Source organism: Rhizobium sp. EC-SD404, assembly GCF_902498825.1.
Classification (GTDB): Bacteria; Pseudomonadota; Alphaproteobacteria; order Rhizobiales; family Rhizobiaceae; genus Georhizobium.
Window position 1 is genome coordinate 2,405,262 of sequence record NZ_LR701459.1, and the last position, 21,964, is coordinate 2,427,225.

The following is a 21,964-nucleotide window of genomic DNA, read 5'->3' on the forward strand; positions in this document are numbered from 1 at the left end:
CCAGAAATGGCATGCGCGGAGCAGAGTGCAGTAGGGGCAAATTGGAGCGGGTAGCGGGAATCGAACCCGCATATTCAGCTTGGAAGGCTGCTGCTCTACCATTGAGCTATACCCGCGGGCAGTCATCAGGCGAAGTGGTGGAGAGGGCTGGATTCGAACCAGCGTAGGCTAAGCCAACGGATTTACAGTCCGCCCCTTTTAACCGCTCAGGCACCTCTCCAAACTTCGCCGGCACCCCGCTTGGCAGGTGGCCGGTGGACCGACGATCGCCGCGCAAGGAAGCGCCGTCGAACCGGGGCGGGTTATGCCGGTCGGGCCGATAGCTGTCAACCGATCCCCGAGAAATTAATGCGACACGGGAAAGCGCGCTCGAACCTGCTTCGGGGAAAGGCTTTGCCACCACCGCGGCGCGGTCTATAAGCCGATCCATGACATCAAAGAAGACATCCGGCGCAGCCGGCGGAAGCGACGGCGGCCCCCGCGATGCGGGCTCGCCAAAAGACAGTCACTATGCGCGTCTGCGCCGAGCCTACCGCGATACGAAAGCGGATGATGGCAGCCAGAAGCGCGACGCGCCGCGCAAGCGCAAAGAAGGGTCGGGCCCGCCGCTCCCGCCCGACCGCGTCCATCTTTATGGCTTGCACACAGTTCGCGCGGCACTCGACAATCCTGCCCGCAAGATCCTGTCGATGCGGGTGACGCGCAACGCGCTCGCCCGGCTCGAAGTGGAAGACACCGCAGCTCTACCCTTCCCGGTCGAGATGGTCGCTCCCGGCGCCATCGACGATCTGCTGGGCGACGATGCGATCCACCAGGGCGTGGTCGTCGAAGCGAACGCGTTGCCTCTGAGACGCCTCGCCGATCTCAAGGACAGCCCGCTGTTGCTGGTTCTCGACCAGGTGACGGACCCGCACAATGTTGGAGCCATCATGCGCAGCGCCGTTGCCTTCGGGGCAGGCGCGGTCATCACCACCCAGCGTCACAGCCCGACCGAATCCGGCGTGATGGCCAAGTCTGCTTCCGGCGCGCTGGAACTGATCCCCTACATCCAGATCACCAATCTGGCTGAAGCGATCGGTGAACTGCAGGCGCTCGGCTTCCTGACACTCGGTCTCGATTCGGAAGCCGACGGTCCGCTGGAAGCCAAGCTCGCCGGCGAGCGGATCGCCCTCGTGCTCGGTGCGGAAGGCAAGGGATTGCGTCAGAAGACGCGCGATACGGTGGATGGACTGGTGCGTCTCGACATGCCGGGCGCCATCAAGTCTCTCAACGTTTCCAACGCTGCCGCTATCGCGCTCTATGCGGCGCACCGGCATCTGCAGGTATCCTGAAACGTTTCAACGTAAAGCGGACACCGGATCACCGATCAGAGCCACGGCGAACCGAAGCCGGAGCCTCAGAACTCGAAGATCTGCCGGAACACACCCGGCGCGATCGCCGAAATCGGGTTGACGGTCAGTTGCGGCGCGCTGACCTGCCCGTCCAAACGGAACGTGATCCCGATCAGGCCACGGTCGCGACCGTTGCCAAGCAGAGCGCCGAAGATGGGAATCTCGGCGAAAAGCCTATTAAGCCCGTAAGCCGGCATGAACGTGCCGGTGACGGCCATGTTGCCACCCGCATCCCTGACGATGCCCTGAAACGACAGACCGATCTCCTGGCCGCGCAGCACGCCGTTGCTGACGCCCACGGTGCCGTTACCGATCTCGATGTCGGTGTAGCCGCGCTCGAAGCGCATGGAATTGACGTCGACCGAGCTCTGGATCGCGTCACTGACATTGCCCGGTGCGCCGGAAGCCCGCGCAGTCACGAGTTCCTTCAGGTGATTCTCGTTGATCACGGCAAAATCGGCGATCCGCACATTGCCACGGAAGGGGCCGTCGCCGGACCGCTGCAGCGCGACCTCGATGCGGCCGGCGGATATGCGCCGGTAGAGATCGGCAAAGCGCGCAAGAGCGCCGGCATCGCCCGCCGTCAGATTGGCCTGCCCGATCCCGTCGGTCTCGGCAAAAGTTAGCACTGCCGCCTCGCCGCTTCCCGTCACGGCTTTCAGATCCACCCCGGTCGGGCGGCTGCCTCGGCCCGAATAGCGCACCGAAACGCCGGACAGCACTTCTCCGTCGAAACCGAGAACTTGAGCGACGTCGGCCGAGAAGGAGAACCGCTGCGCCGCGCCACCACCTGCCCCGCTTCCCCCTTCGGAGCCTGCCCGCAATTTGCGGATCAAAGGCCGTGCATCGAAGGAGCGCCCCCGGACATCGATGTCGAAGGCGCCGCCGCTGGCCCGAGCTATGGAGACATCGAAGTCGTCGCTCGTCGACAGACGCACATTGGAGAGGTCCAGCGTGGCCAACTGCCCTGCAGTCAGGCGTGCAGACCCCTTGGCCCCGATGCCGTCGCCCGTCAGCACGATGTCGTCGAGATCGAGCCCGTCTTCTCGGGCGCGCATCGTCATGCTCACCGACGCCTGAGTGCCTGGTTCCTTCTGCCATCCGATTGCGGGCGGGGTCAGTGTCGCGTTCGACAGGTCGATATCGACCTTGTCCTCGCCTGGTCCGGTCTGCTCCATGGTCAACGTGATCGGCCCAGCGAGAAGACCGGATAGGCCTGGCAAAAGCTCCGCCCGTTCACGGTCCCCGATCGTGCCGCTGATCCGTCGTGCCGCGGTGATGCCCGCCTCGGGATCGAGCGGACGCGTGACGGCGATGTCGAGCGGAGCCCCGTCGATCGTGGCCTTTCCCTCGAGCACTGCTTTTGCCGGGTCGACCGACAGGCTGCCGTTCACCGCCGACAGCATGCGCCCTTCCACGGGCTTCGCCACGGCCACGTCGGTCAGCGCCATCTGGACGTCATAGGTCGGCGCGGCCGGGTTCTGATCGCGGATCAGGCCGAAACGCGCTTGCACATGCGCCTCGATGGAACCGCTGAGATCCTCGGGCTGATAGCCGACCCGGTCGAGAACGGCGATCGGCCGGTAGGAGATCAACTCGGCCATGGCGTCCGCAGCACCGGCAAGTTGCAGGTCCATCTCGGCCATCAAGGGACGAAGATCGGTCCGCTCGATCCCGAATGTCCCGTTTTCGACTGCGACCGTCCTGCCCGACGGGAAATAGGCCGTTGCCGCCTCGATATCGACTTCGAGCGTTTTACCCCGAAACACCACGTTCGCCTTGGTATCGCGCAACGGGGGGATGTCGCCCGCAACATTCACGCGCGGCCCGTTGACCCGCATGGAGATCTGCAGCTGGTCCTCGTCGAGATCGAGTCTGCCCGGCTGCTCGGCCATGCGCCCTGCGGGAATATACAGCCGGATCTGGCCGTTGGAGCCGATGCCACCCACGACATTGTCGATCACCCACTGCCGCGGCCGGACCGCCACCCAGAAGGGCCAGAGCTGCTTCAGAGAAGCGGTATCCAGCCGATCGAACGCACCGGCGAGACTGATCGCCGGCGACGACGCGCCAAACTCGATGGCCGCAGACGCGACGACGGTCCCCGGCCCCGTATCGAGCGCGATTTCGTCGAAGACCAGCCGCCGGTCGGCGCCCAGAAACCGCGCGGAAATCTTGCCATCGACGGCAAGCGCGGCAAGCTCGGTATCCGTGGGGTCGAGCATGGCCTGGTCGACGACGATCTCCGCCGCAATCCCCGGAGCGGCGTTTTCGGCGAGACGAGACAGATCGATGAGCCCGCCACTGAACGGGATGACCGTGTCGGCGACCGTGAGGCGCGATGGCAGCACCTCGATCTTTCCCTGCTCGCGGAAATAACCGAGCCCAAGACGGCTGGTCTGCAGCGGCGAGACGATTCCGCCAAGCGTCAGGCTTCCCTCGCCCAGCGAGACCTGGGCCTTGAGCATCGGTTGATCGGGCCTCGGCGTGCGTCGTGCACTGAGCGAGATGTCGGTCTCGCTCTCGATGCCGAACCGCTGCCGCTGGCGCTCGACCGGTTCGTCTTCGCTACGGCTGGTGAACGCCGCGTTGCCCATTGTGTGCAAACCGGTCAGGCGAACGAGAAGCTGGTCGAGCGTATCCGTCCGCTCGTGGCGCAGCGCCTGTCCATCGATGGCGATGGTTTGCCCGCCGATCGTGAAGGCGCCATTCAGCGTCACGTTCTCCCGATCGGATAGCGCCAGTTGCAACTGTTCGATCCTCGGTGCATCGGCAGCACCGGTATTCGCAAGTTCGGCATTGGTGAGCAGGATCGATCGTGTGCGGCTACGCTGAAGCAGATGGAAGGCCCGGTCCAATGCGGCAAACGCACTTTCCGTCAGCGGCTCCAACGAATCGACCCGCAGCGCGCCCCAGTCGGTGGTCGGCCCGCCGGCGAGCATGGTCGCGTCGAGCACGACGCCGGAAATCTCCACCTCGACCACTTTGATTTCGCCGCGCAGAAGCGGCATCGGGTCAAGCAACAGCCGCACAGCCTCGACGGATGACAGCGCCTCGCCGAACGCGTCATTCTGCGTCCCGCTGGCTGCCGATTCACGAAGCGCCAAAGGGGATCGCTGCACTGACACCGAATCGGCCTCGATCGCGATACGCCCGTCTCGCCCGACACGCACAGAGGCGCGATCGACTTCCACGATGGTTTCGGGGCCTGCAATGGTGGCGAGCGCCGACTGAGCCCGGCCGGCAAACAGCGAATCGAAGGCGCCGAACTGTAGCCCGGCGAAAACAGCCATCAGAATGCCCGTCAGAACGCCGCTCACGAGCAGAGAAAGACGCATCACGCGTCTGGCCCGGCTGCGTTTCGCTTTTTTCTCCGCCTGATCCACGGGAACCGTGTTCGGTGATGGGTGCATGCGCTCTGTGTCGCCGATCCGCTCGTTCCTGTCAGCCCCGTTGAACCTAAACCATGCCAGTTCCCCACCGGCGCATTGCTGCAATGTGGCCGAAAACCCCGCGTCGGGGAAACGCTTTCGACGCCTGTCCCGGATCATCCGGGCCTAAGTGGCTGGACGACGGGCGCTTAGACCATATATCGCGTCCATCACGCCCCCTATCAGCATTGGAGAGCATCGATGAGCGAATTGTCCGAAGGCATGCAGGCCCCCGCATTCACATTACCGCGAGATGGCGGCGGCGACGTTTCGCTCTCTGAATTCGGCGGAAAAAAGGTCGTCCTGTATTTCTACCCGAAGGACGACACCAGCGGATGCACCACCGAGGCCATCGCCTTCACCGCCCTGAAGCAGGACTTTGCGGAAGCGGACACGGTCGTCATCGGCATGTCGCCCGACCCCGTGAAGAAGCATGACAAGTTTCGCGACAAGCACAGCCTCGACGTGATCCTTGCCGCCGACGAGGACAAGTCAACCCTCGAAGCCTACGGCGTCTGGCAGGAAAAGAGCATGTACGGCAAGAAATACATGGGCGTTGAGCGCACAACGCTTCTGATCGATCGCGACGGGAAGATCGTTAGAATCTGGCCGAAAGTGAAGGTACCTGGCCACGCCGAAGACGTTCTGGCTGCCGCCAAGGCCCTCTGAGAACGTGATTCAGAATGTCAGCCAAGCACCGCATGTTCCTGCGTCGGCAGGAGAATATGCGGCGAGATCGCTGCGGGATGGCACGGCACGTGCAATTGCGGCAGCCGACCTCGACGACAAGACGTGGCTGACGCAGGAGACGGCGCGACGCTGGCATGGGCGTCGCCTCTCGCTTCTGAGCCCGCTCGATCTCGGCGTACCCGTTCGACCGGGACGCCCGGATCGGCCGGAGCTGGTACCACCGACGAAGGTCAAGCGTCGCTCGCTGAACTCGGAGCGTGGTCGCATCGCGCTCCTGCATGCGATCGCCCACATCGAGCTCAACGCCATCGACCTCGCACTCGATATCGTGGCCCGCTTCGCCGGCGCCCGCATGCCCCGAAGCTTCTTCGACGGCTGGATGCGGGTCGCCTTCGAAGAAGCCAAGCATTTCAATCTAATACGTGATCGACTTCGTGCCCTCGGTGCGGATTATGGCGACCTGCCGGCTCATGATGGCCTTTGGCAGGCGGCGCATGACACCCGCAACGACCTGACTGCGAGGCTTGCCGTCGTTCCGCTCATCCTCGAAGCCCGGGGGCTCGACGTGACCCCGGCCCTTCAGGCCAAGATGCGCGAATCGGGCGATTTGGAAAGCGCTGCCATCCTCAACATCATCTACGAGGACGAGAAGACCCACGTCGCCGTCGGGGCCAAATGGTTCCGCTTCCTCTGCCAACGCCAGGGCCGTGACCCGACGGCGACCTTCCAGTCCCTGGTGCGCGCGAATTTTCGTGGACCGCTGAAACCGCCCTTCAACGATCTGGCACGGGCCGAAGCCGGGCTTTCGCCTTCGTTCTACCGGTCGCTTACCGCGACAAGCATGTCCTGAGACACCATCTGGCCAAACTGTGTGGCCGGAAAGGGGGTGTTAACCTTAACATTGTCTAATACCCGTCATTGGTCTGGCAGCGGCAAAGGCAGCACCGTGGCGCAATCGCATAAAGTTTCCGCGTTCGGTCGGCGCAAGATGGAGCACACGCTCATTCTCGCGAGCGGTGAACGCATTCGGCATATGACGATCCGTCCCTGGGTCGTGGGCCTTGCTGGCTGTGCGGCTGCGCTTCTGCTCGGCGGCTACTTCGTGGCGACCACCTACCTCATCCTGCGCGACGATCTCATCGGCGCCTCCGTCGCGCGGCAAGCCCGTATTCAGCACGTCTATGAAGACCGCATCGCTGCGCTCCGCGCGCAGGTCGATCGCGTAACCAGCCGTCAGATGCTGGATCAACGCATGATGGAAGACCAGGTCGAGAAGCTGATGGCACACCAGGCCGCGCTCTCATCACGCCACGGCCGGCTGGATGCCATCCTCGAACGCGCAGGCGATGCGGCTGCTCCTGAGATCGAAGCGCCGTTACCCATCCCGCGCCCGGATCGTCCCGCGCGCCGCGCGGACCTTCCTGCATCGGGCGACGCCCTCGACGCGATCGCCATGATCACCGACCGCACGACGACGGCAACCATCCCGCCGAGCAGCAAGGTAAGCGCCTACGCTCCGACCGGCCGCAATCAGGCAGATCGGTCTGATCAGCTTTTCCTCGAGCTGCGCTCCTCGCTCGACGACATCGAAACCGAGCAGATGCAGAAGGTGCGCGCTCTTGCGGCCAATGCCTCGGGCACCGCCGAAGCGATTGCAGGCATTCTGCGCGACACCGGGCTCGATGTTCCGCTGGACGATACCACGGCCATGGGTGGACCTTATCTGCCCCGGCGCGGCGGCGGCGCATTCGATGCGACGCTCGACGAACTGGACCTGGCCTTGAACCGTCTCGACACGATCCGGGACCACGCGGCACGCATGCCGCTTGGCAATCCGGCCGAAGGTCATGCGATCACCAGCCGTTACGGCACGCGGCGCGACCCCTTCTTCCGCCGGGCGGCGTTCCATGCCGGCATCGATTTCCGCGTCGCCAGCGGAGAATCCATCGAAGCGTCCGGCAGCGGTACGATCATCGGCGCAGGCCGGCGCGGCGGCTACGGCAAGATGGTGGAGATCGATCACGGCGAAGGCGTCGTGACGCGCTACGCTCACCTCTCCGAAATCCTCGTTTCGATCGGCCAGACCGTGGCGCGCGGGGAATTGATCGGGCGCGCGGGAAGCACTGGGCGTTCCACCGGCCCGCATCTCCACTATGAAGTCCGTTTCAAGGATGAGCCGGTCGATCCCGCGCGCTTCCTGCAGGCCGGAGCATCGCTGGAACCACTTCTCGCCGCCCGCTGACCATTCGTGCGCCCAAAGAGCGCACGAAGTGCCTGCAACGCCTGCCTTCCTTGACTTTCTGCCGTATAGGGCCTATGTGCCGGCTCATCCAGGCGTCATTGCCGCTTGAGCGCTTAGCGCTGCCAGGTGCGAACTCCATGTGTTTGCGCCACTGTCCGCACACATAGATGTCAGCCCCGATCCTAGAGATCAGAACGGAAACAAGTTCCCCCTTGACCACATTCTCCGAACTTGGCTTGAGCCAGAAAGTCCTCTCCGCGGTCACCGACGCGGGCTATAGCGAACCTACACCGATTCAGGAAGGGGCCATTCCACCGGCCCTGGAACGACGTGACGTGCTCGGCATCGCCCAGACAGGAACCGGCAAGACGGCCTCGTTCGTCCTGCCGATGCTGACGCTGCTGGAAAAGGGCCGCGCCCGCGCACGCATGCCGCGCACGCTCATTCTGGAACCGACGCGCGAACTGGCTGCGCAGGTTGCCGAGAATTTCGAGAAATACGGCAAGAACCACAAGCTCAACGTCGCGCTGCTGATCGGCGGCGTCTCCTTCGATGAGCAGGATCGTAAGCTGGAGCGTGGCGCAGACGTCCTCATCTGCACCCCCGGCCGCCTGCTCGACCATTGCGAACGCGGCAAGCTGCTCATGAGCGGAGTCGAAGTCCTCGTCATCGACGAAGCCGACCGCATGCTCGACATGGGCTTCATCCCGGACATCGAGCGCATTGTGAAGCTCATTCCCTTCACGCGCCAGACGCTGTTCTTCTCGGCAACCATGCCGCCTGAAATCCAGAAGCTCGCCGACAACTTCCTGCAGAACCCGGTCCGCGTCGAAGTCTCGACCCGTTCGTCCACGGCGACGACCGTCACGCAACGTCTCGTTGCCTGTGGCAGCAAGGATTTCGAAAAGCGGTCGGCATTGCGCGATCTGATCCGTGCCCAGGACGACCTCAAGAACGCGATCATCTTCTGCAACCGCAAGCGCGATGTGGCCGATCTCTTCCGCTCGCTCGCCCGCCACGAGTTCTCGGCCGGCGCTCTGCATGGCGACATGGATCAGCGGTCCCGCACGACGATGCTGCACAATTTCCGCGAAGGAAAGCTGCAGCTTCTGGTGGCTTCCGACGTCGCCGCGCGCGGTCTCGACATTCCGGATGTGAGCCACGTCTTCAATTTCGACGTGCCGATCCATGCCGAAGACTACGTCCACCGCATCGGTCGCACCGGTCGTGCCGGCAGGTCGGGCAAGGCCTTTACGCTCGTGACCAAGCGCGAGGCGAAGTACACGGACGCGATCGAAAAGCTGATCGATCAGAAGATCGAATGGCTCGATGGCGATATCTCCACCATCGTGCAGTCGCCTGACGAAGACGACCGCCGCGGTCGCGCCAAGCCGGCTGGCCGCAATGCAGCCCGCCAGGGCCGCAAATCGGATGGCCCACGCACCCGTCCCGCCCGCGAAGAAGCATTGATCGAGGCCGCAGCCGAACTGGCGGCAGCCGAGACACCCGCCGTCGAAGAAGCGACGGCCGCTCCGGTAGCCGAACGTCAACCGGCAGAACGCGCGCCTGTCGAACGCGCCGCCGCTGTCGACCGCACGCCTGTTGCTGAAGACACTGCACGTCCTCAGCGCCAGGACGCCGCCAACGACGATCGCCGCAATCGCGGTCGCGACAATGGTCGTGACGGCAATCGCGACAACGGCCGCGACAACAATCGGCGGCATCGTTCGCAGCGTGACGACGATTTCACGCCGGTCGGCTTCGGCGACGATATCCCCGCATTCATGACCATCGCCGCGCGCGCCTGATCGGCCGCGCTTCGATGCGGACGACCGCGATACTGGTCATCGCCGCCGGCTTGCTCGGCTCAGCCGGCGTAGCACTTGCTGCCGCGGCTTCGCACGGAGGCGACCCCCGCCTCCTTGCGAGCGCCGCCGCTCTTTCCCTTGCGCACGCCCCTGCTCTGTTGGGGCTCGCAGCACTTTCCGAAAAATCCCGGCTGTTCATACCCGCCGGCCTGCTGCTCGCCCTCGGCACGATGCTGTTTGCTGCCGACCTCACATTGCGCGCAACGGCAGGCAACGCACTCTTTCCGATGTCCGCGCCTATCGGCGGCTTCGCGATGATCGCCGGCTGGGTCGTCGTTGTGATCGCAGGCCTTGTCATGGCGACGCGCCGCGGCTGACAATCTGCCTTCAGCGGTTGCGTCTGCGCCCGTGTCGGTCTATCGACTGCCGTCAATTCGGGCATTCGTTGTCCGGATCGCCGGACCGGGCATCATGTTGCAGGCCGAGGAGGAGCGGCAGCGCATTGCCACCACCTTCCGTTGTCCTGCCATCACCCGGTCTCAAGCTCTCAACTTCTTGGTTCAGAGGCTGAACTATGTCGTTCCTAGCCGCGATCGTTAAGGCGATCGGCCGTTTCAACGGCCTTCTCGGTCAGATCCTTGCCTGGCTCTCGCTCGGCATCGTGCTTGTCTGCTTCACCGTCGTCGTCCAGCGCTATCTCTTTTCCACATCGCTGATCTGGATGCAGGATCTCTATATCTGGTTGAATGGCGCCATGTTCATGGGCATCGCCGGCTTCGCGCTGCTGCGTGACGACCACGTCCGCGTCGACATCTTCTATCGCCCGGCGACGATCGAACGGAAAGCGATGGTCGATCTCTTCGGTGTCGTCGTTTTCCTTCTGCCCTTCTGCTACATCGTCGTACTCTACAGCTGGTCCTACGTGATCCGATCGTGGAACCTCGGCGAAGGCTCCGCCAATTTCGGCGGAATGCCCGGGCTCTATGTACTCAAATCTTTCATCTTCGTCTTCGCCGGCGTCGTGGCGCTGCAGGGCCTTGCCATGGCCGGACGAAGCATCCTCGTTCTTGCCGGACAGGAAGAACTTTTGCCCGCAGATTTGCGGTATCGCCTTCCGGGCGAAGGGGAGTAATCGACAATGGATCCTGTACTGATCGGCGAGATCCTCGCCGGGCTGATGTTCTTCGGCATCATCGGCGTGTTAATGCTGGGCTTCCCGGTCGCCTTCACGCTGGCCGGCGTCTCGCTTCTCTTCGGCCTCGTCGGCATGTTCTTCGGCGTCTTCGATCCGTCCAATTTTGGCTCGCTCGCCAACCGCTATGTCGGCTTCATGACCAACGAGGTCCTCGTCGCCGTTCCGCTCTTCATCTTCATGGGCGTGATGCTCGAGCGATCGGGCATCGCCGAACAGCTGCTCCTCACCATGGGCAAGCTTTTCGGCAATCTGCGCGGCGGGCTCGGCATCTCGGTCATTCTCGTCGGCGCGCTGCTGGCGGCATCCACCGGCGTTGTCGGCGCAACGGTGGTCACCATGGGCCTCATTTCGCTGCCGGCCATGCTGCGCGCCGGCTATGACCCGAAACTCGCTTCCGGTGTCATCTGCGCGTCAGGCACGCTTGGTCAGATCATTCCGCCCTCGACCGTGCTGATCTTCATGGGCGACATGCTGTCCGGCATCAACGCCCAGGTTCAGATGGCAAAGGGCAACTTTGCCCCTGCGCCCGTTTCTGTCGGCGATCTCTTCGCCGGCGCCATCATCCCAGGCTTCCTGCTCGTCGGTCTCTATCTGCTGTGGATGGTCTTCAAGGCCATCACCGCGCCTGAAAGCTGCCCGGCGACGCCGGTGCCGGCCGACCAGAAGAAAGACCTCTGGAAGGAAGTCGTCACTGCGCTCGTGCCACCGCTCATGCTGATCATCGCCGTGCTCGGCTCGATCCTCGGCGGCATCGCTACGCCGACGGAAGCGGCCTCGGTTGGCGCCATCGGCGCAACGATCCTCGCCGCGCTGCGCTGGCGCCTGTCGTTCCAGGTGTTGCGCCAAGTCACGATCTCGACCGCCACCATCACCTCGATGGTGTTCATCATCCTGCTCGGCGCATCGGTATTCTCGATCGTCTTCCGCCTCATGGGCGGCGACAATCTGGTCCACGATATCCTGACCGCCCTGCCCGGTGGCGTCTATGGCGCGCTCATCGTCGTCATGCTGATGATGTTCGTCCTCGGCTTCATCCTGGACACGTTCGAGATCATCTTCATCATCGTGCCGATCACGGCGCCGGTGCTGCTCAATCTCGGTGTGGACCCCGTCTGGCTCGGCGTCCTGATCGGCGTCAACTTGCAGACCAGCTTCCTGACGCCACCCTTCGGCTTCGCGCTCTTCTATCTGCGCGGCGTGGCCCCCAACCGGGTCACCACGGGCATGATCTATCGCGGCGTCATCCCGTTCGTCGGGCTGCAGGTCGTGGCGATCGCGCTGCTGTTCATCTTCCCGGAACTGGCCACCTGGCTGCCGCGCTGGATCTACAGCTGATCCCGAAGCGGGCGTCTTTCGGTAGAACAAAAAAGCCCGGAGCAGAACGCTCCGGGCTTTTTTCGTTTTGATCAGATCAGCGAGAGAACGCTCAGATCTGGAAGTACTTCTCGCGTGCCTGAATGAAGAGCGAGTCGGTGCCCTGCGTCTTCTGGCGAACGATGTTCAGCGCCGAGATGAAGCTTTCGGCAGTCTTCTTCGTCAATTCGTCGCTCGAATCGCGCAGACCCGTAAGGATCTCGGTCGCCGCCTGTGCGCCGGCTTCCAGGATTTCATCCGGGAACTGACGGATCTGGACGCCGTGGTCGTTGACCAGCGTCTGAAGGGCGCGCGGGTCGTTGGCGGCGAAGTCGGCCGCAACCGCATCGTACTCGGCCTGGCAGCAATCACGGATGATCGCCTGCAGGTCTGCCGACAGTGCGGTGTACTTTGCCTTGTCGACGACGAGCTCGGTTGCCAGGCCCGGCTCGATGAAGCTCGGGAAGTAGTAGTTCTTGGCGATCTGGTAGAAGCCGAGCGCGAGGTCGTTGTAGGGACCGACGAATTCGGCCGCGTCGAGCGTGCCAGACTGCAGCGCCTGGAAAATCTCGCCCGCTGCCATATTGGTGACGGAAGCGCCGAGACGTTCCCAGACCTGGCCACCGAGGCCCGGCGTGCGGAAACGAAGGCCCTGCACGTCGGCGACGCCCGTCAGCTCGTTGCGGAACCAGCCGCCTGCCTGTGTACCAGTATCGCCCGACAGGAAGCCCTGAACGCCGTACTGGTCGTAGATTTCGTCCCAGATTTCCTGACCGCCGAGATAGCGAACCCAGCCGGTCAGTTCACGCGAGGTCATGCCGAAAGGCACGCCGGTAAAGAAGTTCAGAGCCTGGCTCTTGTTCTGCCAATAATAGGCGGCGCCGTGGCTCATCTCGGCCGAACCGTCGATGACAGCGTCGAGCGCCTGCAGCGGCGGTACAAGTTCGCCGGCGGAATAGAGCTGGATGGTCAGACGGCCGCCCGAGGCGGCAGTGATGCGGTCGGCCAGGCGCTGGGCACCAACGCCGAGACCGGGAAAGTTCTTCGGCCACGTCGTGACCATGCGCCAGGTCTGATTTTCCTGCGCGATAGCCGGCGCTGCAAGAACCGAGCTTGCAGCGACGCCGACGCCGGCAAATCCAGCTTTCGTGATGAATGAACGGCGATCCATTGGGTTTTCCTCCACTGTCTATACCCGAACAGGTCGTCGGGCGACGTGAAGTAAACCTTCTGGATTCCGCCCTACGCTGTCGGTCCACATCGCACAGCAGGGCGGGATAGTCTAGCAGAGCGACCACGAAGACCGTTCTCAATAGAGCTAGAGGTAAATGCTCTATGCCATTCAGGTAAGAAGAAGAATGATCAACACGACGACGATCACGAGGCCGAGACCGCCGGACGGGCCATAGCCCCAGTTGCGGCTATGCCCCCAGCGCGGCAATGCGCCGATGACAAGAAGCACCAGCACGATGAGAATGATGAGTTCCACGGCATTATCTCCTGTCGAGACGGCAACTTGCGGCTCCCAACGAACCGCAGGCCGAGGGTGTCCTAGACAAGCCCGAGAAGCGAAAGGATGAAGCCGATGACGACGATAAGGCCGACGATGTAAACGATGGTATGCATGAGCGTGCTGTCTCCGCTGTTCAGGTGTCGAACCAACGGAAACATGACGCTTTTGTTCCGGGAGCGCTCACAAATGCGTGAACGCGGGGGCGGTGCTACGCGTCGCCTCGAACGACGGCATCGCCGCGCTTGGCGAGCGCTTCGAGGTCGGCTGGCTTCAGCTCGACCGACTCACCGCAACCGCAGGCCGACGTCTGGTTGGGGTTGTTGAACACGAAGCCCGAACGCAGCTTGGTGGTTTCATAATCCATCTGGGTGCCGAGCAGGAACAGCACTGCCTCGGGCGCCACGTAGACGCGGGCACCGTCCGCTTCGATCAGATCGTCCTTGGCTGACGGCGCATCGACGAGCTCCACCGTGTATTCCATACCGGCGCAGCCACCCTTCTTGATCCCGACACGGATGCCTTCGACCGGTTGGTTGGCGTTGGCAACGATGGCCTTGACCCGCTCCGCAGCCGCATCGGTCATGGTCATGACAGCGAACTGACCCATTCGAAACTCCTGCCCTTCTGGGCGTTTGCGCATCAAAATCAGGTGCGCTTCGGTATCAACCTAATCACGGCCAGGGTCGGCCGCAAGACGGCAGGCGCCTACCGTCAGTACCAGCCGACGGCGACCTGAGCTTCTTCGCTCATGCGCGCAGGCGTCCAAGGTGGATCGAACGTCAGCTTCACGTCGACGCCCGACACACCTTCCACGGTTCCGACCGCATTCTCGACCCAGCCCGGCATTTCGCCGGCAACCGGACATCCAGGCGCGGTCAGCGTCATGTCGACCTTGACCATGCGGTCGTCCTCGATATCGATCTTGTAGATCAGGCCGAGCTCGTAGATGTCGGCCGGGATCTCCGGATCGTAGACGGTCTTCAGCGCCGCGATGATGTCGTCCGTCATGCGCGCGAGCTCTTCCTGCGGAATGGCCGAGGCCACTGGGGCGGCGCCGGTGACGGCTTCGGCGGCTCCAACCGTGGAAGTCTCGCTCGATTCGTCGGGCTTTGCGGTTGTCTCGGTCATCATGGCAGTTCCCATCATCGTTTCCGCGCTCAGGCGAAGAAGGCGCGCGCCTTTTCAAGCGCTTCCACAAGGACATCCACTTCCTTGCGCGTATTGTACATCCCAAAGGATGCCCTGCATGTGGAGGTCACGCCGAAACGCTTCAAGAGCGGCTGAGCGCAGTGGGTGCCGGCACGAACCGCTACACCCGAGCGATCGATCACCATCGACACGTCGTGGGCGTGGATGCCCTCGATCTCGAAGGAGAAGATTGCGCCTTTGCCCGGCGCATCGCCGATCACACGAAGCGCATTGACCGACTGGAGCTTCTCGCGGGCATAGGCCGTCAGATCCGCTTCATGGGCGGCGATGGCCTCGCGGCCGATGCTTTCCATGTAGTCGAGCGCGGCACCGAGGCCGATCGCCTGGACGATCGGCGGCGTTCCGGCCTCGAAACGATGCGGCGGATCGTTATAGGTCACGCCCTCTTCCGATACGTCGACGATCATCTCGCCGCCGCCCTGGAAGGGCCGCATCGTCTTCAGCATCTCGGTCTTGCCGTAGAGCACGCCGATGCCGGACGGACCGTACACCTTGTGCCCCGTGAAGACGTAGAAGTCGCAATCGATGTCGCGAACATCGACCGGCATGTGAACCGCCGCCTGGCTGCCGTCGACGAGCACGGGAATGCCGCGCTCGTGGGCGATCCGGCAGACGTCCTTGACCGGGATGACCGTGCCGAGCACGTTCGACATGTGGGTGATCGCCACGAGCTTCGTGCGATCCGTCAGGCTCGCCGCAAACGCATCGAGATCGAAAGACCCGTCGACACCGACCGGCACCCAGACCAGCTTTGCGCCCTGCCGCTCGCGGATGAAATGCCAAGGCACGATATTGGAGTGATGCTCCATGATCGTCAGGACGATCTCGTCGCCCTCGCCGATATGCGGCATGCCGTAACCGTAGGCGACGGTGTTGATCGCCTCCGTCGTCGACTTCGTGAAGACGATCTCGTCTTCGGATGCAGCATTGAGGAAGCGTTTCACCTTGCTGCGCGATGCCTCATAGGCATCGGTCGCCGCGTTCGACAGGAAATGCAGCCCGCGATGCACGTTCGCATACTCGTTCGAGTAAGCGTGCGTGATCGCATCGATCACCGCCTGCGGCTTCTGCGCCGATGCGCCATTGTCGAGATAGACCAGCGGCTTGCCATAGACTTCCCGCGAAAGGATAGGGAAGTCGCGGCGGATCGCTTCGACGTCATAGCCATTCCGTGCGGTGCGGGCGTCCATCAAACGTGCTTTTCCAACCAGGTTTCGATCACGCCATGCAGCGCGTCGGTCAGCGGCTCGTCGTCGAGCTCTTCGACGACCTCATTGACGAAGGCCTGCACCAGCATGCGCCGTGCAACGGCTTCCGGAATGCCACGCGACTTCAGATAGAAGAGATGAACCGCATCGATGTCGGCAACCGTGGCACCGTGGGCGCACTGAACGTCGTCGGCAAAGATCTCGAGTTCCGGCTTGGTGGAGAACTCGCCTTCGTCGGAAAGAAGCAGCGTATTGGAGGCCATCCGCGCATCGGTCTTCTGCGCATGCGGCGCCACGCGGATCTGCCCCTGGAACACGCCACGCGCGCGATCGAAGACGACGCTGCGGATGATTTCCGTCGACGTCGTGTTTGGCACGTCGTGGCCGAGCGTCATCGTCACGTCGGTGTGGCTGTCGCCGCCGAGCAGATTGACGCCGCGCAGCTTGAAGTCGGCGCCTTCGCCGGCCGTCACGACATGCACTTCCTGACGAATGAGCTTGCCACCTGCATTGACGATGCACAGCGTGAGCCGCGCATCCTCGCCGAGCGACACGTTGATCTGCCCGAGATGGCTGTCGGCGCGGCCCTGCCCCTGCACGATCACCCAGGTGACGATGGCCTCCCGATCGAGCGTGAGGTGCGTAACAGCGGAGACGAGCGCCGGAGCGTCGCCGGAATTCAGGTGGCGTTCGAACAGCGTCACGCTGGCATGGGCACCGACACGGACGTCGTGTCGCAGATGCGCCTGGCCACCATCATGGACCGCCTGCAGCTCGATCGGCGCCTCGATCTTCGCACCGTCCGCGACCGTGATCGCAAAGCCGGTGTCGGCGAAAGCAGCATTGAGACGCCCGACGGCATCGTCGTCGCCCCGTGCCGCAAGCGTCAGCGATCCGTCGGCAAGACGCGTCTGAAAATCGACCACGGCCACACCGGCGGGCAATACGGCACCTTGGCTGTTCGACGCCAGAACCGTGGCCCCTGCGATCATAGGGTCAACGGCATGCTGCGACAGCCCCGCACCTTGTGGCACGTCGCGCAGCAACGACCGGAAGTCCGTATAGTGCCAGCTTTCGACGCGACGCGTCGGCAGTCCACGGCTTAGCAATGCACCGAACAGCGCGCTGCGCTGCGAAAGAGCAACCTCGCCACCCGGCAGAGATTGCTTCACCGCATCGAAATGCGTCGACAGGGCCTGTTCGCCGGCCGTCAGCGGCGGCTTCGTTTGAATGTTCATCGGCTTGCGCTCCTTTGTTCCAGGTGCATCAAGCGGCCGCGCCGATGATGTCCGCGTAGCCGTTTTCTTCGAGTTCGAGCGCAATATCCTTGCCGCCCGACTTCACCACCTGCCCCTTGTAGAGGACGTGGACCGTATCCGGCACGATGTGCTCGAGAAGGCGCTGATAATGCGTGATGACGACAATGGCGCGATCCGGCGAGCGGAGCGCGTTCACGCCGTCGGCGACGATCTTGAGCGCATCGATGTCGAGACCGGAATCGGTCTCGTCCAGCACGCAGAGCTTCGGCTGAAGCAGCGCCATCTGCAGGATTTCGGCCCGCTTCTTCTCGCCACCCGAAAAACCGACATTGACCGGACGCTTGAGCATGCCGATGTCGATCTGAAGATCGGCGGCAGATGCCTTGACGAGGCGCAGAAAGTCCGGCGTCGACAGTTCGCCCTCGCCCCGAGCCTTGCGCTGCTCGTTGAGCGCCACCTTCAGGAACTGCATCGTCGCCACACCCGGAATTTCGACCGGATACTGGAAAGCAAGGAAAATGCCCGAAGCGGCACGCTCCGACACGTCCATTTCCAGAATGCTCTCGCCGTTGAAGAGAATGTCGCCCTCGGTGACTTCGTAGTCCGAGCGTCCTGCGAGGATGTAGGAAAGCGTCGACTTGCCCGACCCGTTCGGCCCCATGATCGCCGCCACTTCACCCGCCTTGACGGTCAGATTCAGCCCCCGGATGATTTCGGTTTCGGTATCCGCGATGCGGGCGTGGAGGTTCCTGATTTCAAGCATGGTCTTTGGACGTCCCTTGGTCTGTATTTCGGCTCGAAGAGGTGGCTGCGATCAGCCAACGCTTCCTTCGAGTGAGATGTTGATGAGCTTCTGGGCCTCGACGGCGAATTCCATCGGCAGTTCCTGGATGACTTCACGCACGAAGCCATTGACGATGAGCGCGACGGCTTCTTCTTCCGGGATGCCGCGCTGCATGCAGTAGAACAGCTGGTCCTCGGAGATCTTCGACGTCGTCGCCTCGTGCTCGAACTGCGCGGTGGCGTTCTTCGCCTCGATGTAAGGCACCGTATGCGCGCCGCACTTCTCGCCGATCAGCAGGGAGTCGCACTGCGTGAAATTGCGCGCGTTGGACGCCTTGCTGTGAGCCGAGACCTGGCCGCGGTAAGTGTTCGACGAATTGCCGGCCGAAATGCCCTTGGAGATGATGCGGCTCGACGTGTTCTTGCCGAGATGGATCATCTTGGTGCCGCTATCGACCTGCTGATAGCCGTTCGAAACGGCGATCGAATAGAACTCGCCGCGCGAATTGTCGCCCCGCAGGATGCAGGACGGATATTTCCAGGTGATCGCCGATCCGGTTTCGACCTGCGTCCACGAGATCTTAGAGTTCTTGCCGCGGCAATCGCCGCGCTTGGTCACGAAGTTGTAGATACCGCCCTTGCCGTTCTTGTCGCCCGGATACCAGTTCTGCACGGTCGAGTACTTGATCTCGGCATCGTCGAGAGCCACCAGTTCGACGACGGCAGCGTGGAGCTGGTTCTCGTCGCGCTGCGGCGCGGTGCAACCTTCCAGATAGGAAACGTAGGCACCTTCTTCGCAGATGATCAGCGTGCGTTCGAACTGACCGGTGTTCTTCTCGTTGATGCGGAAATAGGTCGAAAGCTCCATCGGGCAACGCACGCCCTTGGGCACGAACACGAACGATCCGTCGGTGAAGACCGCCGAGTTGAGCGTGGCGTAATAATTGTCCGTCGTCGGAACGACCGTGCCGAGATATTTACGCACCAGTTCCGGATGCTCGCGGACGGCCTCGGAGAACGACATGAAGAGCACGCCGGCCTTCTTCAGCTCTTCCTTGAAGGTCGTGACGACCGACACCGAATCGAACACGGCGTCCACGGCCACGCGGCGGTTCTCGACGCCGGCCAGGATTTCCTGTTCGCCGAGCGGGATGCCGAGCTTCTCGTAGGTGCGCAGAAGTTCCGGATCGACGTCGTCCAGGCTCTTCGGACCGGGCGTCTTCTTCGGCGCCGAGTAATAATAGATGTCGTTGAAGTCGATCTTCGGATAATCGACGCGAGCCCAGTTCGGCTCTTCGAGCGTCAGCCAGCGCTTGTAGGCGTCGAGGCGCCATTCAAGCATCCACTCCGGCTCTTCCTTCTTGGCGGAGATGAAGCGAATGATGTCTTCGCTCAGGCCCTTGGGAGCCTTGTCGCTTTCGATGATCGTCTCGAAACCGTATTTATATTGATCGACATCAATCTTTCGAACGCGTTCGATGGTTTCCTGCACTGCAGGCATCGCCATACTCCGTCTTTTTATCACCACCGCCGAAAGCGGCGGGTGGTTTCCCTGTCAGTTTGCGACGCTGGCTAACAGAAAGCCGGCGTCAGCGAAATCAGTTCTGGTGCAAGGCAGCCATGCTAGGCCGCAACCCTGCGCCGTCGTGCCGCAAGCCGCGAAAACGCGTCGATGCAGCGATCCACTTCGGCTTCCGTCGTTTGCCAGCCGGGGCTGATGCGGATCGCACCGGCCTCCGCGTCCAGCCCGAGCCCTTCGAGCACATGGCTTCGTCCGACCTTGCCCGACGAGCAGGCCGAACCGGCCGAAACCGAAAGCCCTTCCAAATCGAGCGCAATCTGCATTGTCTCGGCCTTCATGCCAGGCAGCGCCACATAGGTGGTGTTGCACAGCCGGTCGGCTCCTGCCGAAACGATCTCGGCGTCCGGAGCGACCTTCAGAAGAGCCGTCTCCAGCCGATCGCGCAAGCGACGCAGCCGATCGGCTTCCGATGTCAAAGCGTCCCCTGCTATATGGGCTGCGACACCAAAACCGACAATAGCACTCAGGTTTTCGGTGCCCGATCGATGACCCGATTCTTGACCGCCGCCGGCAACGAGTGGGACAGGCATCAATTGCTGGCCGACCGAGACCAGCGCACCGATCCCCTTGGGGCCACCCATCTTGTGCGCCGACAGCATGAGAAAATCCGCGCCAATCGCTGCAATGTCGATCGCCAGCCGCCCTGGCGCCTGCGCGGCATCGACGACGAGGATACCGCCCGCTGCGCGTGTGAGGGCCGAAATCTCGGCGATCGGCTGGATAACGCCCGTCTCGTTGTTGGCAAGCGCCACGGCCACCATCGGAAGCCCGAGAGATGTGTCGTGCGCCTCCAGAACCGCCTGAAGCGTCGCTAGATCTAGAACGCCATTTCTATCGACCGGCAGGCGCTCGACGGCTTCGACCGGAAAACGCCCGCCCGACAGCACGCAGAGATGCTCGATCGCGCAGACATAAAGCCGCCCGACCGCCAACCGCGACCGCCCCATGCGGAAATCCGGTGTCAGCACGTGGCTCGCCGCTTCGCTGGCGCCACTCGTGAAGATCACATTGGCCGGATCGGCGCCGACGAGCTTTGCAACCTTCGACCGCGCGTCTTCGATACGCTGGCGCGCCTTTCGCCCCTCGGCATGCACGGAAGACGGATTGCCGACGACCGAAAAGGCGTCGATCATCTCTTCGCGCACGCCATCGAGCAATGGCGCCGTCGCGTTGTAATCGAGATATGAGCGTTCGCCCGGCATATCGGTCCAGATCGATTTGTGCTGCGCAAGTTCAGTCGGTTCGGATCACATCTGAAACTGCTTCTTGAGAACCGCCGCCGCGTGAAAGCGGACCGGCCTCGCAGTTTCGAACCATTCTAAAGTGTTGTAGGCCGCAGGCCCTCGGGCGTCAAGGTTTGAGGTGTCAGACCACGCACCCAAACCGCATAACGCACGCGTTATGCCCGGCCATCGAGGCTTTGCGCATTTTTGTTGAAACGCGAAGGCCGCTTGCCTTAAGAGAGGCGACCGATCATTCGCGGTCCGACGACGGATCGCAAGGCGAGCGTCTGCGTTCACCATTGCCCTGCATCTGGATGCGCCAAACTTCCCGGCGCTGGTGGATGTGCTGATCCATCAAGGACAGTCGAGGGCACGCGCCGTATCGCGATGGAGTTACGATGCCTGAAGTCATCTTCAACGGCCCAGCCGGCCGTCTCGAAGGCCGCTATCAGCCGGCCAAGCAGAAGAACGCGCCGATCGCGATCGTGCTGCACCCCCACCCGCAGTTCGGCGGGACGATGAACAACCAGATCGTCTACCAGCTCTTCTATATGTTTCAGCAGCGCGGCTTCACGACTCTGCGCTTCAATTTTCGCGGCATCGGTCGCAGCCAGGGCGCTTTCGATCATGGCGCGGGCGAATTGTCGGATGCAGCCGGCGCGCTCGACTGGGTGCAGTCGCTCCATCCCGACTCAAAGAGCTGCTGGGTGGCCGGCTATTCCTTCGGTTCGTGGATCGGCATGCAGCTCCTGATGCGCCGCCCCGAAATAGAGGGCTTCATTTCGGTCGCCCCGCAGCCCAACACCTACGACTTCTCCTTCCTGGCGCCCTGCCCGTCGTCCGGCCTCATCATCCATGGCGACGCCGACCGCGTCGCGCCGGAAAAGGACGTTCAGGGACTCGTCGAGAAGCTGAAGACGCAGAAGGGTATTCTCATCACGCAGAAGACCATGCCCGGCGCCAACCATTTCTTCTCCGGCCAGGTCGATACGCTGATGGGCGAATGCTCCGATTATCTTGACGCCCGGCTTCGTGGCGAGCTGGTGCCTGAGCCCGCCGCCAAGCGCATCCGCTGAT

The 21,964-nt window shown here is 62.7% G+C and carries 19 protein-coding genes and 2 tRNA genes; 9 read left to right on the plus strand and 12 right to left on the minus strand.

Features of this window, described 5'->3' with window-relative positions; translation table 11 throughout:
• Nucleotides 1-42 precede the first annotated feature (42 nt).
• Together GC125_RS12335 and GC125_RS12340 are read right to left on the minus strand one after the other, a co-directional pair.
• Nucleotides 43-116 (minus strand) — tRNA-Gly (locus GC125_RS12335).
• A gap of 19 nt (nt 117-135) precedes the next feature.
• Nucleotides 136-220 (minus strand) — tRNA-Tyr (locus GC125_RS12340).
• A gap of 208 nt (nt 221-428) precedes the next feature.
• On the opposite strand from GC125_RS12340, the gene rlmB reads away from it, so the two are divergent.
• On the plus strand, nt 429-1,331 hold the full coding sequence (gene rlmB, locus GC125_RS12345; protein ID WP_151985920.1) for a 23S rRNA (guanosine(2251)-2'-O)-methyltransferase RlmB: 903 nt from the start codon (nt 429-431) through the stop codon (nt 1,329-1,331).
• Nucleotides 1,332-1,396: 65 nt separating this feature from the next.
• On the opposite strand, the gene GC125_RS12350 is transcribed toward rlmB, so the two are convergent.
• The gene (locus GC125_RS12350) at nt 1,397-4,729 is read right to left on the minus strand and encodes a YhdP family protein (protein WP_199864562.1); all 3,333 of its coding nucleotides are present in this window, start codon (nt 4,727-4,729) and stop codon (nt 1,397-1,399) included.
• 294 nt (nt 4,730-5,023) lie between these two features.
• On the opposite strand from GC125_RS12350, the gene GC125_RS12355 reads away from it, so the two are divergent.
• The 7 genes from GC125_RS12355 to GC125_RS12385 all read left to right on the plus strand — a co-directional run bounded on the left by GC125_RS12355 (nt 5,024) and on the right by GC125_RS12385 (nt 12,092).
• Complete coding sequence (locus GC125_RS12355; protein WP_151985922.1) at nt 5,024-5,491, plus strand: peroxiredoxin; 468 nt, start codon at nt 5,024-5,026, stop codon at nt 5,489-5,491.
• 7 nt (nt 5,492-5,498) lie between these two features.
• Nucleotides 5,499-6,362, plus strand: coding sequence for a ferritin-like domain-containing protein (locus tag GC125_RS12360; protein ID WP_151987854.1), 864 nt, complete (start codon nt 5,499-5,501; stop codon nt 6,360-6,362).
• Nucleotides 6,363-6,458: 96 nt separating this feature from the next.
• Nucleotides 6,459-7,754: a M23 family metallopeptidase gene (locus GC125_RS12365; protein WP_502706057.1), complete on the plus strand. Its 1,296-nt coding sequence runs from the start codon at nt 6,459-6,461 to the stop codon at nt 7,752-7,754.
• A gap of 212 nt (nt 7,755-7,966) precedes the next feature.
• A complete protein-coding gene (locus tag GC125_RS12370; RefSeq protein ID WP_151985923.1) occupies nt 7,967-9,562 on the plus strand; it encodes a DEAD/DEAH box helicase in 1,596 nt (531 codons plus the stop codon).
• A 14-nt stretch (nt 9,563-9,576) separates the two neighbouring features.
• Entirely contained in the window at nt 9,577-9,939 is a 363-nt protein-coding gene (locus GC125_RS12375; RefSeq protein WP_151985924.1) for a DUF423 domain-containing protein, read from the plus strand.
• A gap of 197 nt (nt 9,940-10,136) precedes the next feature.
• Entirely contained in the window at nt 10,137-10,694 is a 558-nt protein-coding gene (locus GC125_RS12380) for a TRAP transporter small permease subunit (RefSeq protein WP_151985925.1), read from the plus strand.
• Nucleotides 10,695-10,700: 6 nt separating this feature from the next.
• A complete protein-coding gene (locus GC125_RS12385; RefSeq protein WP_151985926.1) occupies nt 10,701-12,092 on the plus strand; it encodes a TRAP transporter large permease in 1,392 nt (463 codons plus the stop codon).
• Between the two features lie 91 nt (nt 12,093-12,183).
• Here GC125_RS12385 and GC125_RS12390 read toward each other — a convergent pair whose 3' ends face one another.
• The 9 genes from GC125_RS12390 to GC125_RS12430 all read right to left on the minus strand — a co-directional run bounded on the left by GC125_RS12390 (nt 12,184) and on the right by GC125_RS12430 (nt 20,866).
• Nucleotides 12,184-13,281, minus strand: coding sequence for a TRAP transporter substrate-binding protein (locus GC125_RS12390; RefSeq protein ID WP_151985927.1), 1,098 nt, complete (start codon nt 13,279-13,281; stop codon nt 12,184-12,186).
• A gap of 171 nt (nt 13,282-13,452) precedes the next feature.
• Complete coding sequence (locus GC125_RS12395) at nt 13,453-13,599, minus strand: DUF3309 family protein (protein ID WP_151985928.1); 147 nt, start codon at nt 13,597-13,599, stop codon at nt 13,453-13,455.
• A gap of 232 nt (nt 13,600-13,831) precedes the next feature.
• Nucleotides 13,832-14,230, minus strand: a complete 399-nt coding sequence (gene sufA / locus GC125_RS12400) for a Fe-S cluster assembly scaffold SufA (RefSeq protein ID WP_151985929.1) — start codon at nt 14,228-14,230, stop codon at nt 13,832-13,834.
• 104 nt (nt 14,231-14,334) lie between these two features.
• Nucleotides 14,335-14,751 carry an SUF system Fe-S cluster assembly protein gene (locus tag GC125_RS12405; protein WP_286165644.1) on the minus strand — a complete coding sequence of 139 codons (417 nt, stop codon included), beginning with the start codon at nt 14,749-14,751 and terminating at the stop codon, nt 14,335-14,337.
• 29 nt (nt 14,752-14,780) lie between these two features.
• Complete coding sequence (locus GC125_RS12410; protein WP_151985930.1) at nt 14,781-16,022, minus strand: cysteine desulfurase; 1,242 nt, start codon at nt 16,020-16,022, stop codon at nt 14,781-14,783.
• A complete protein-coding gene (gene sufD / locus GC125_RS12415) occupies nt 16,022-17,278 on the minus strand; it encodes a Fe-S cluster assembly protein SufD (protein WP_151985931.1) in 1,257 nt (418 codons plus the stop codon). The genes GC125_RS12410 and sufD overlap by 1 nt, the downstream gene beginning before the upstream one ends.
• A 28-nt stretch (nt 17,279-17,306) precedes the next feature.
• Nucleotides 17,307-18,062 carry a Fe-S cluster assembly ATPase SufC gene (gene sufC, locus GC125_RS12420; protein ID WP_151985932.1) on the minus strand — a complete coding sequence of 252 codons (756 nt, stop codon included), beginning with the start codon at nt 18,060-18,062 and terminating at the stop codon, nt 17,307-17,309.
• Nucleotides 18,063-18,113: 51 nt separating this feature from the next.
• Nucleotides 18,114-19,583, minus strand: coding sequence for a Fe-S cluster assembly protein SufB (gene sufB, locus GC125_RS12425; RefSeq protein ID WP_151985933.1), 1,470 nt, complete (start codon nt 19,581-19,583; stop codon nt 18,114-18,116).
• Nucleotides 19,584-19,705: 122 nt separating this feature from the next.
• Nucleotides 19,706-20,866 carry a cysteine desulfurase family protein gene (locus GC125_RS12430; protein WP_151985934.1) on the minus strand — a complete coding sequence of 387 codons (1,161 nt, stop codon included), beginning with the start codon at nt 20,864-20,866 and terminating at the stop codon, nt 19,706-19,708.
• 419 nt (nt 20,867-21,285) lie between these two features.
• Between GC125_RS12430 and GC125_RS12435 the strand changes: the two genes are divergently transcribed.
• A complete protein-coding gene (locus tag GC125_RS12435; RefSeq protein ID WP_151985935.1) occupies nt 21,286-21,963 on the plus strand; it encodes an alpha/beta hydrolase in 678 nt (225 codons plus the stop codon).
• The last annotated feature ends 1 nt before the right edge of the window (nt 21,964 follow it).

What these genes read in the sequence shown, in the direction of transcription:
- rlmB (WP_151985920.1), top strand. Translation starts at nt 429, where the DNA reads ATGACATCAAAGAAGACATCCGGCGCAGCCGGCGGAAGCGACGGCGGC.
- GC125_RS12350 (WP_199864562.1), bottom strand. Translation starts at nt 4,729, where the DNA reads ATGCGTCTTTCTCTGCTCGTGAGCGGCGTTCTGACGGGCATTCTGATG.
- GC125_RS12355 (WP_151985922.1), top strand. Translation starts at nt 5,024, where the DNA reads ATGAGCGAATTGTCCGAAGGCATGCAGGCCCCCGCATTCACATTACCG.
- GC125_RS12375 (WP_151985924.1), top strand. Translation starts at nt 9,577, where the DNA reads ATGCGGACGACCGCGATACTGGTCATCGCCGCCGGCTTGCTCGGCTCA.
- GC125_RS12380 (WP_151985925.1), top strand. Translation starts at nt 10,137, where the DNA reads ATGTCGTTCCTAGCCGCGATCGTTAAGGCGATCGGCCGTTTCAACGGC.
- GC125_RS12385 (WP_151985926.1), top strand. Translation starts at nt 10,701, where the DNA reads ATGGATCCTGTACTGATCGGCGAGATCCTCGCCGGGCTGATGTTCTTC.
- GC125_RS12390 (WP_151985927.1), bottom strand. Translation starts at nt 13,281, where the DNA reads ATGGATCGCCGTTCATTCATCACGAAAGCTGGATTTGCCGGCGTCGGC.
- sufA (WP_151985929.1), bottom strand. Translation starts at nt 14,230, where the DNA reads ATGGGTCAGTTCGCTGTCATGACCATGACCGATGCGGCTGCGGAGCGG.
- GC125_RS12405 (WP_286165644.1), bottom strand. Translation starts at nt 14,751, where the DNA reads ATGACCGAGACAACCGCAAAGCCCGACGAATCGAGCGAGACTTCCACG.
- GC125_RS12410 (WP_151985930.1), bottom strand. Translation starts at nt 16,022, where the DNA reads ATGGACGCCCGCACCGCACGGAATGGCTATGACGTCGAAGCGATCCGC.
- sufD (WP_151985931.1), bottom strand. Translation starts at nt 17,278, where the DNA reads ATGAACATTCAAACGAAGCCGCCGCTGACGGCCGGCGAACAGGCCCTG.
- sufC (WP_151985932.1), bottom strand. Translation starts at nt 18,062, where the DNA reads ATGCTTGAAATCAGGAACCTCCACGCCCGCATCGCGGATACCGAAACC.
- sufB (WP_151985933.1), bottom strand. Translation starts at nt 19,583, where the DNA reads ATGCCTGCAGTGCAGGAAACCATCGAACGCGTTCGAAAGATTGATGTC.
- GC125_RS12430 (WP_151985934.1), bottom strand. Translation starts at nt 20,866, where the DNA reads ATGCCGGGCGAACGCTCATATCTCGATTACAACGCGACGGCGCCATTG.
- GC125_RS12435 (WP_151985935.1), top strand. Translation starts at nt 21,286, where the DNA reads ATGCCTGAAGTCATCTTCAACGGCCCAGCCGGCCGTCTCGAAGGCCGC.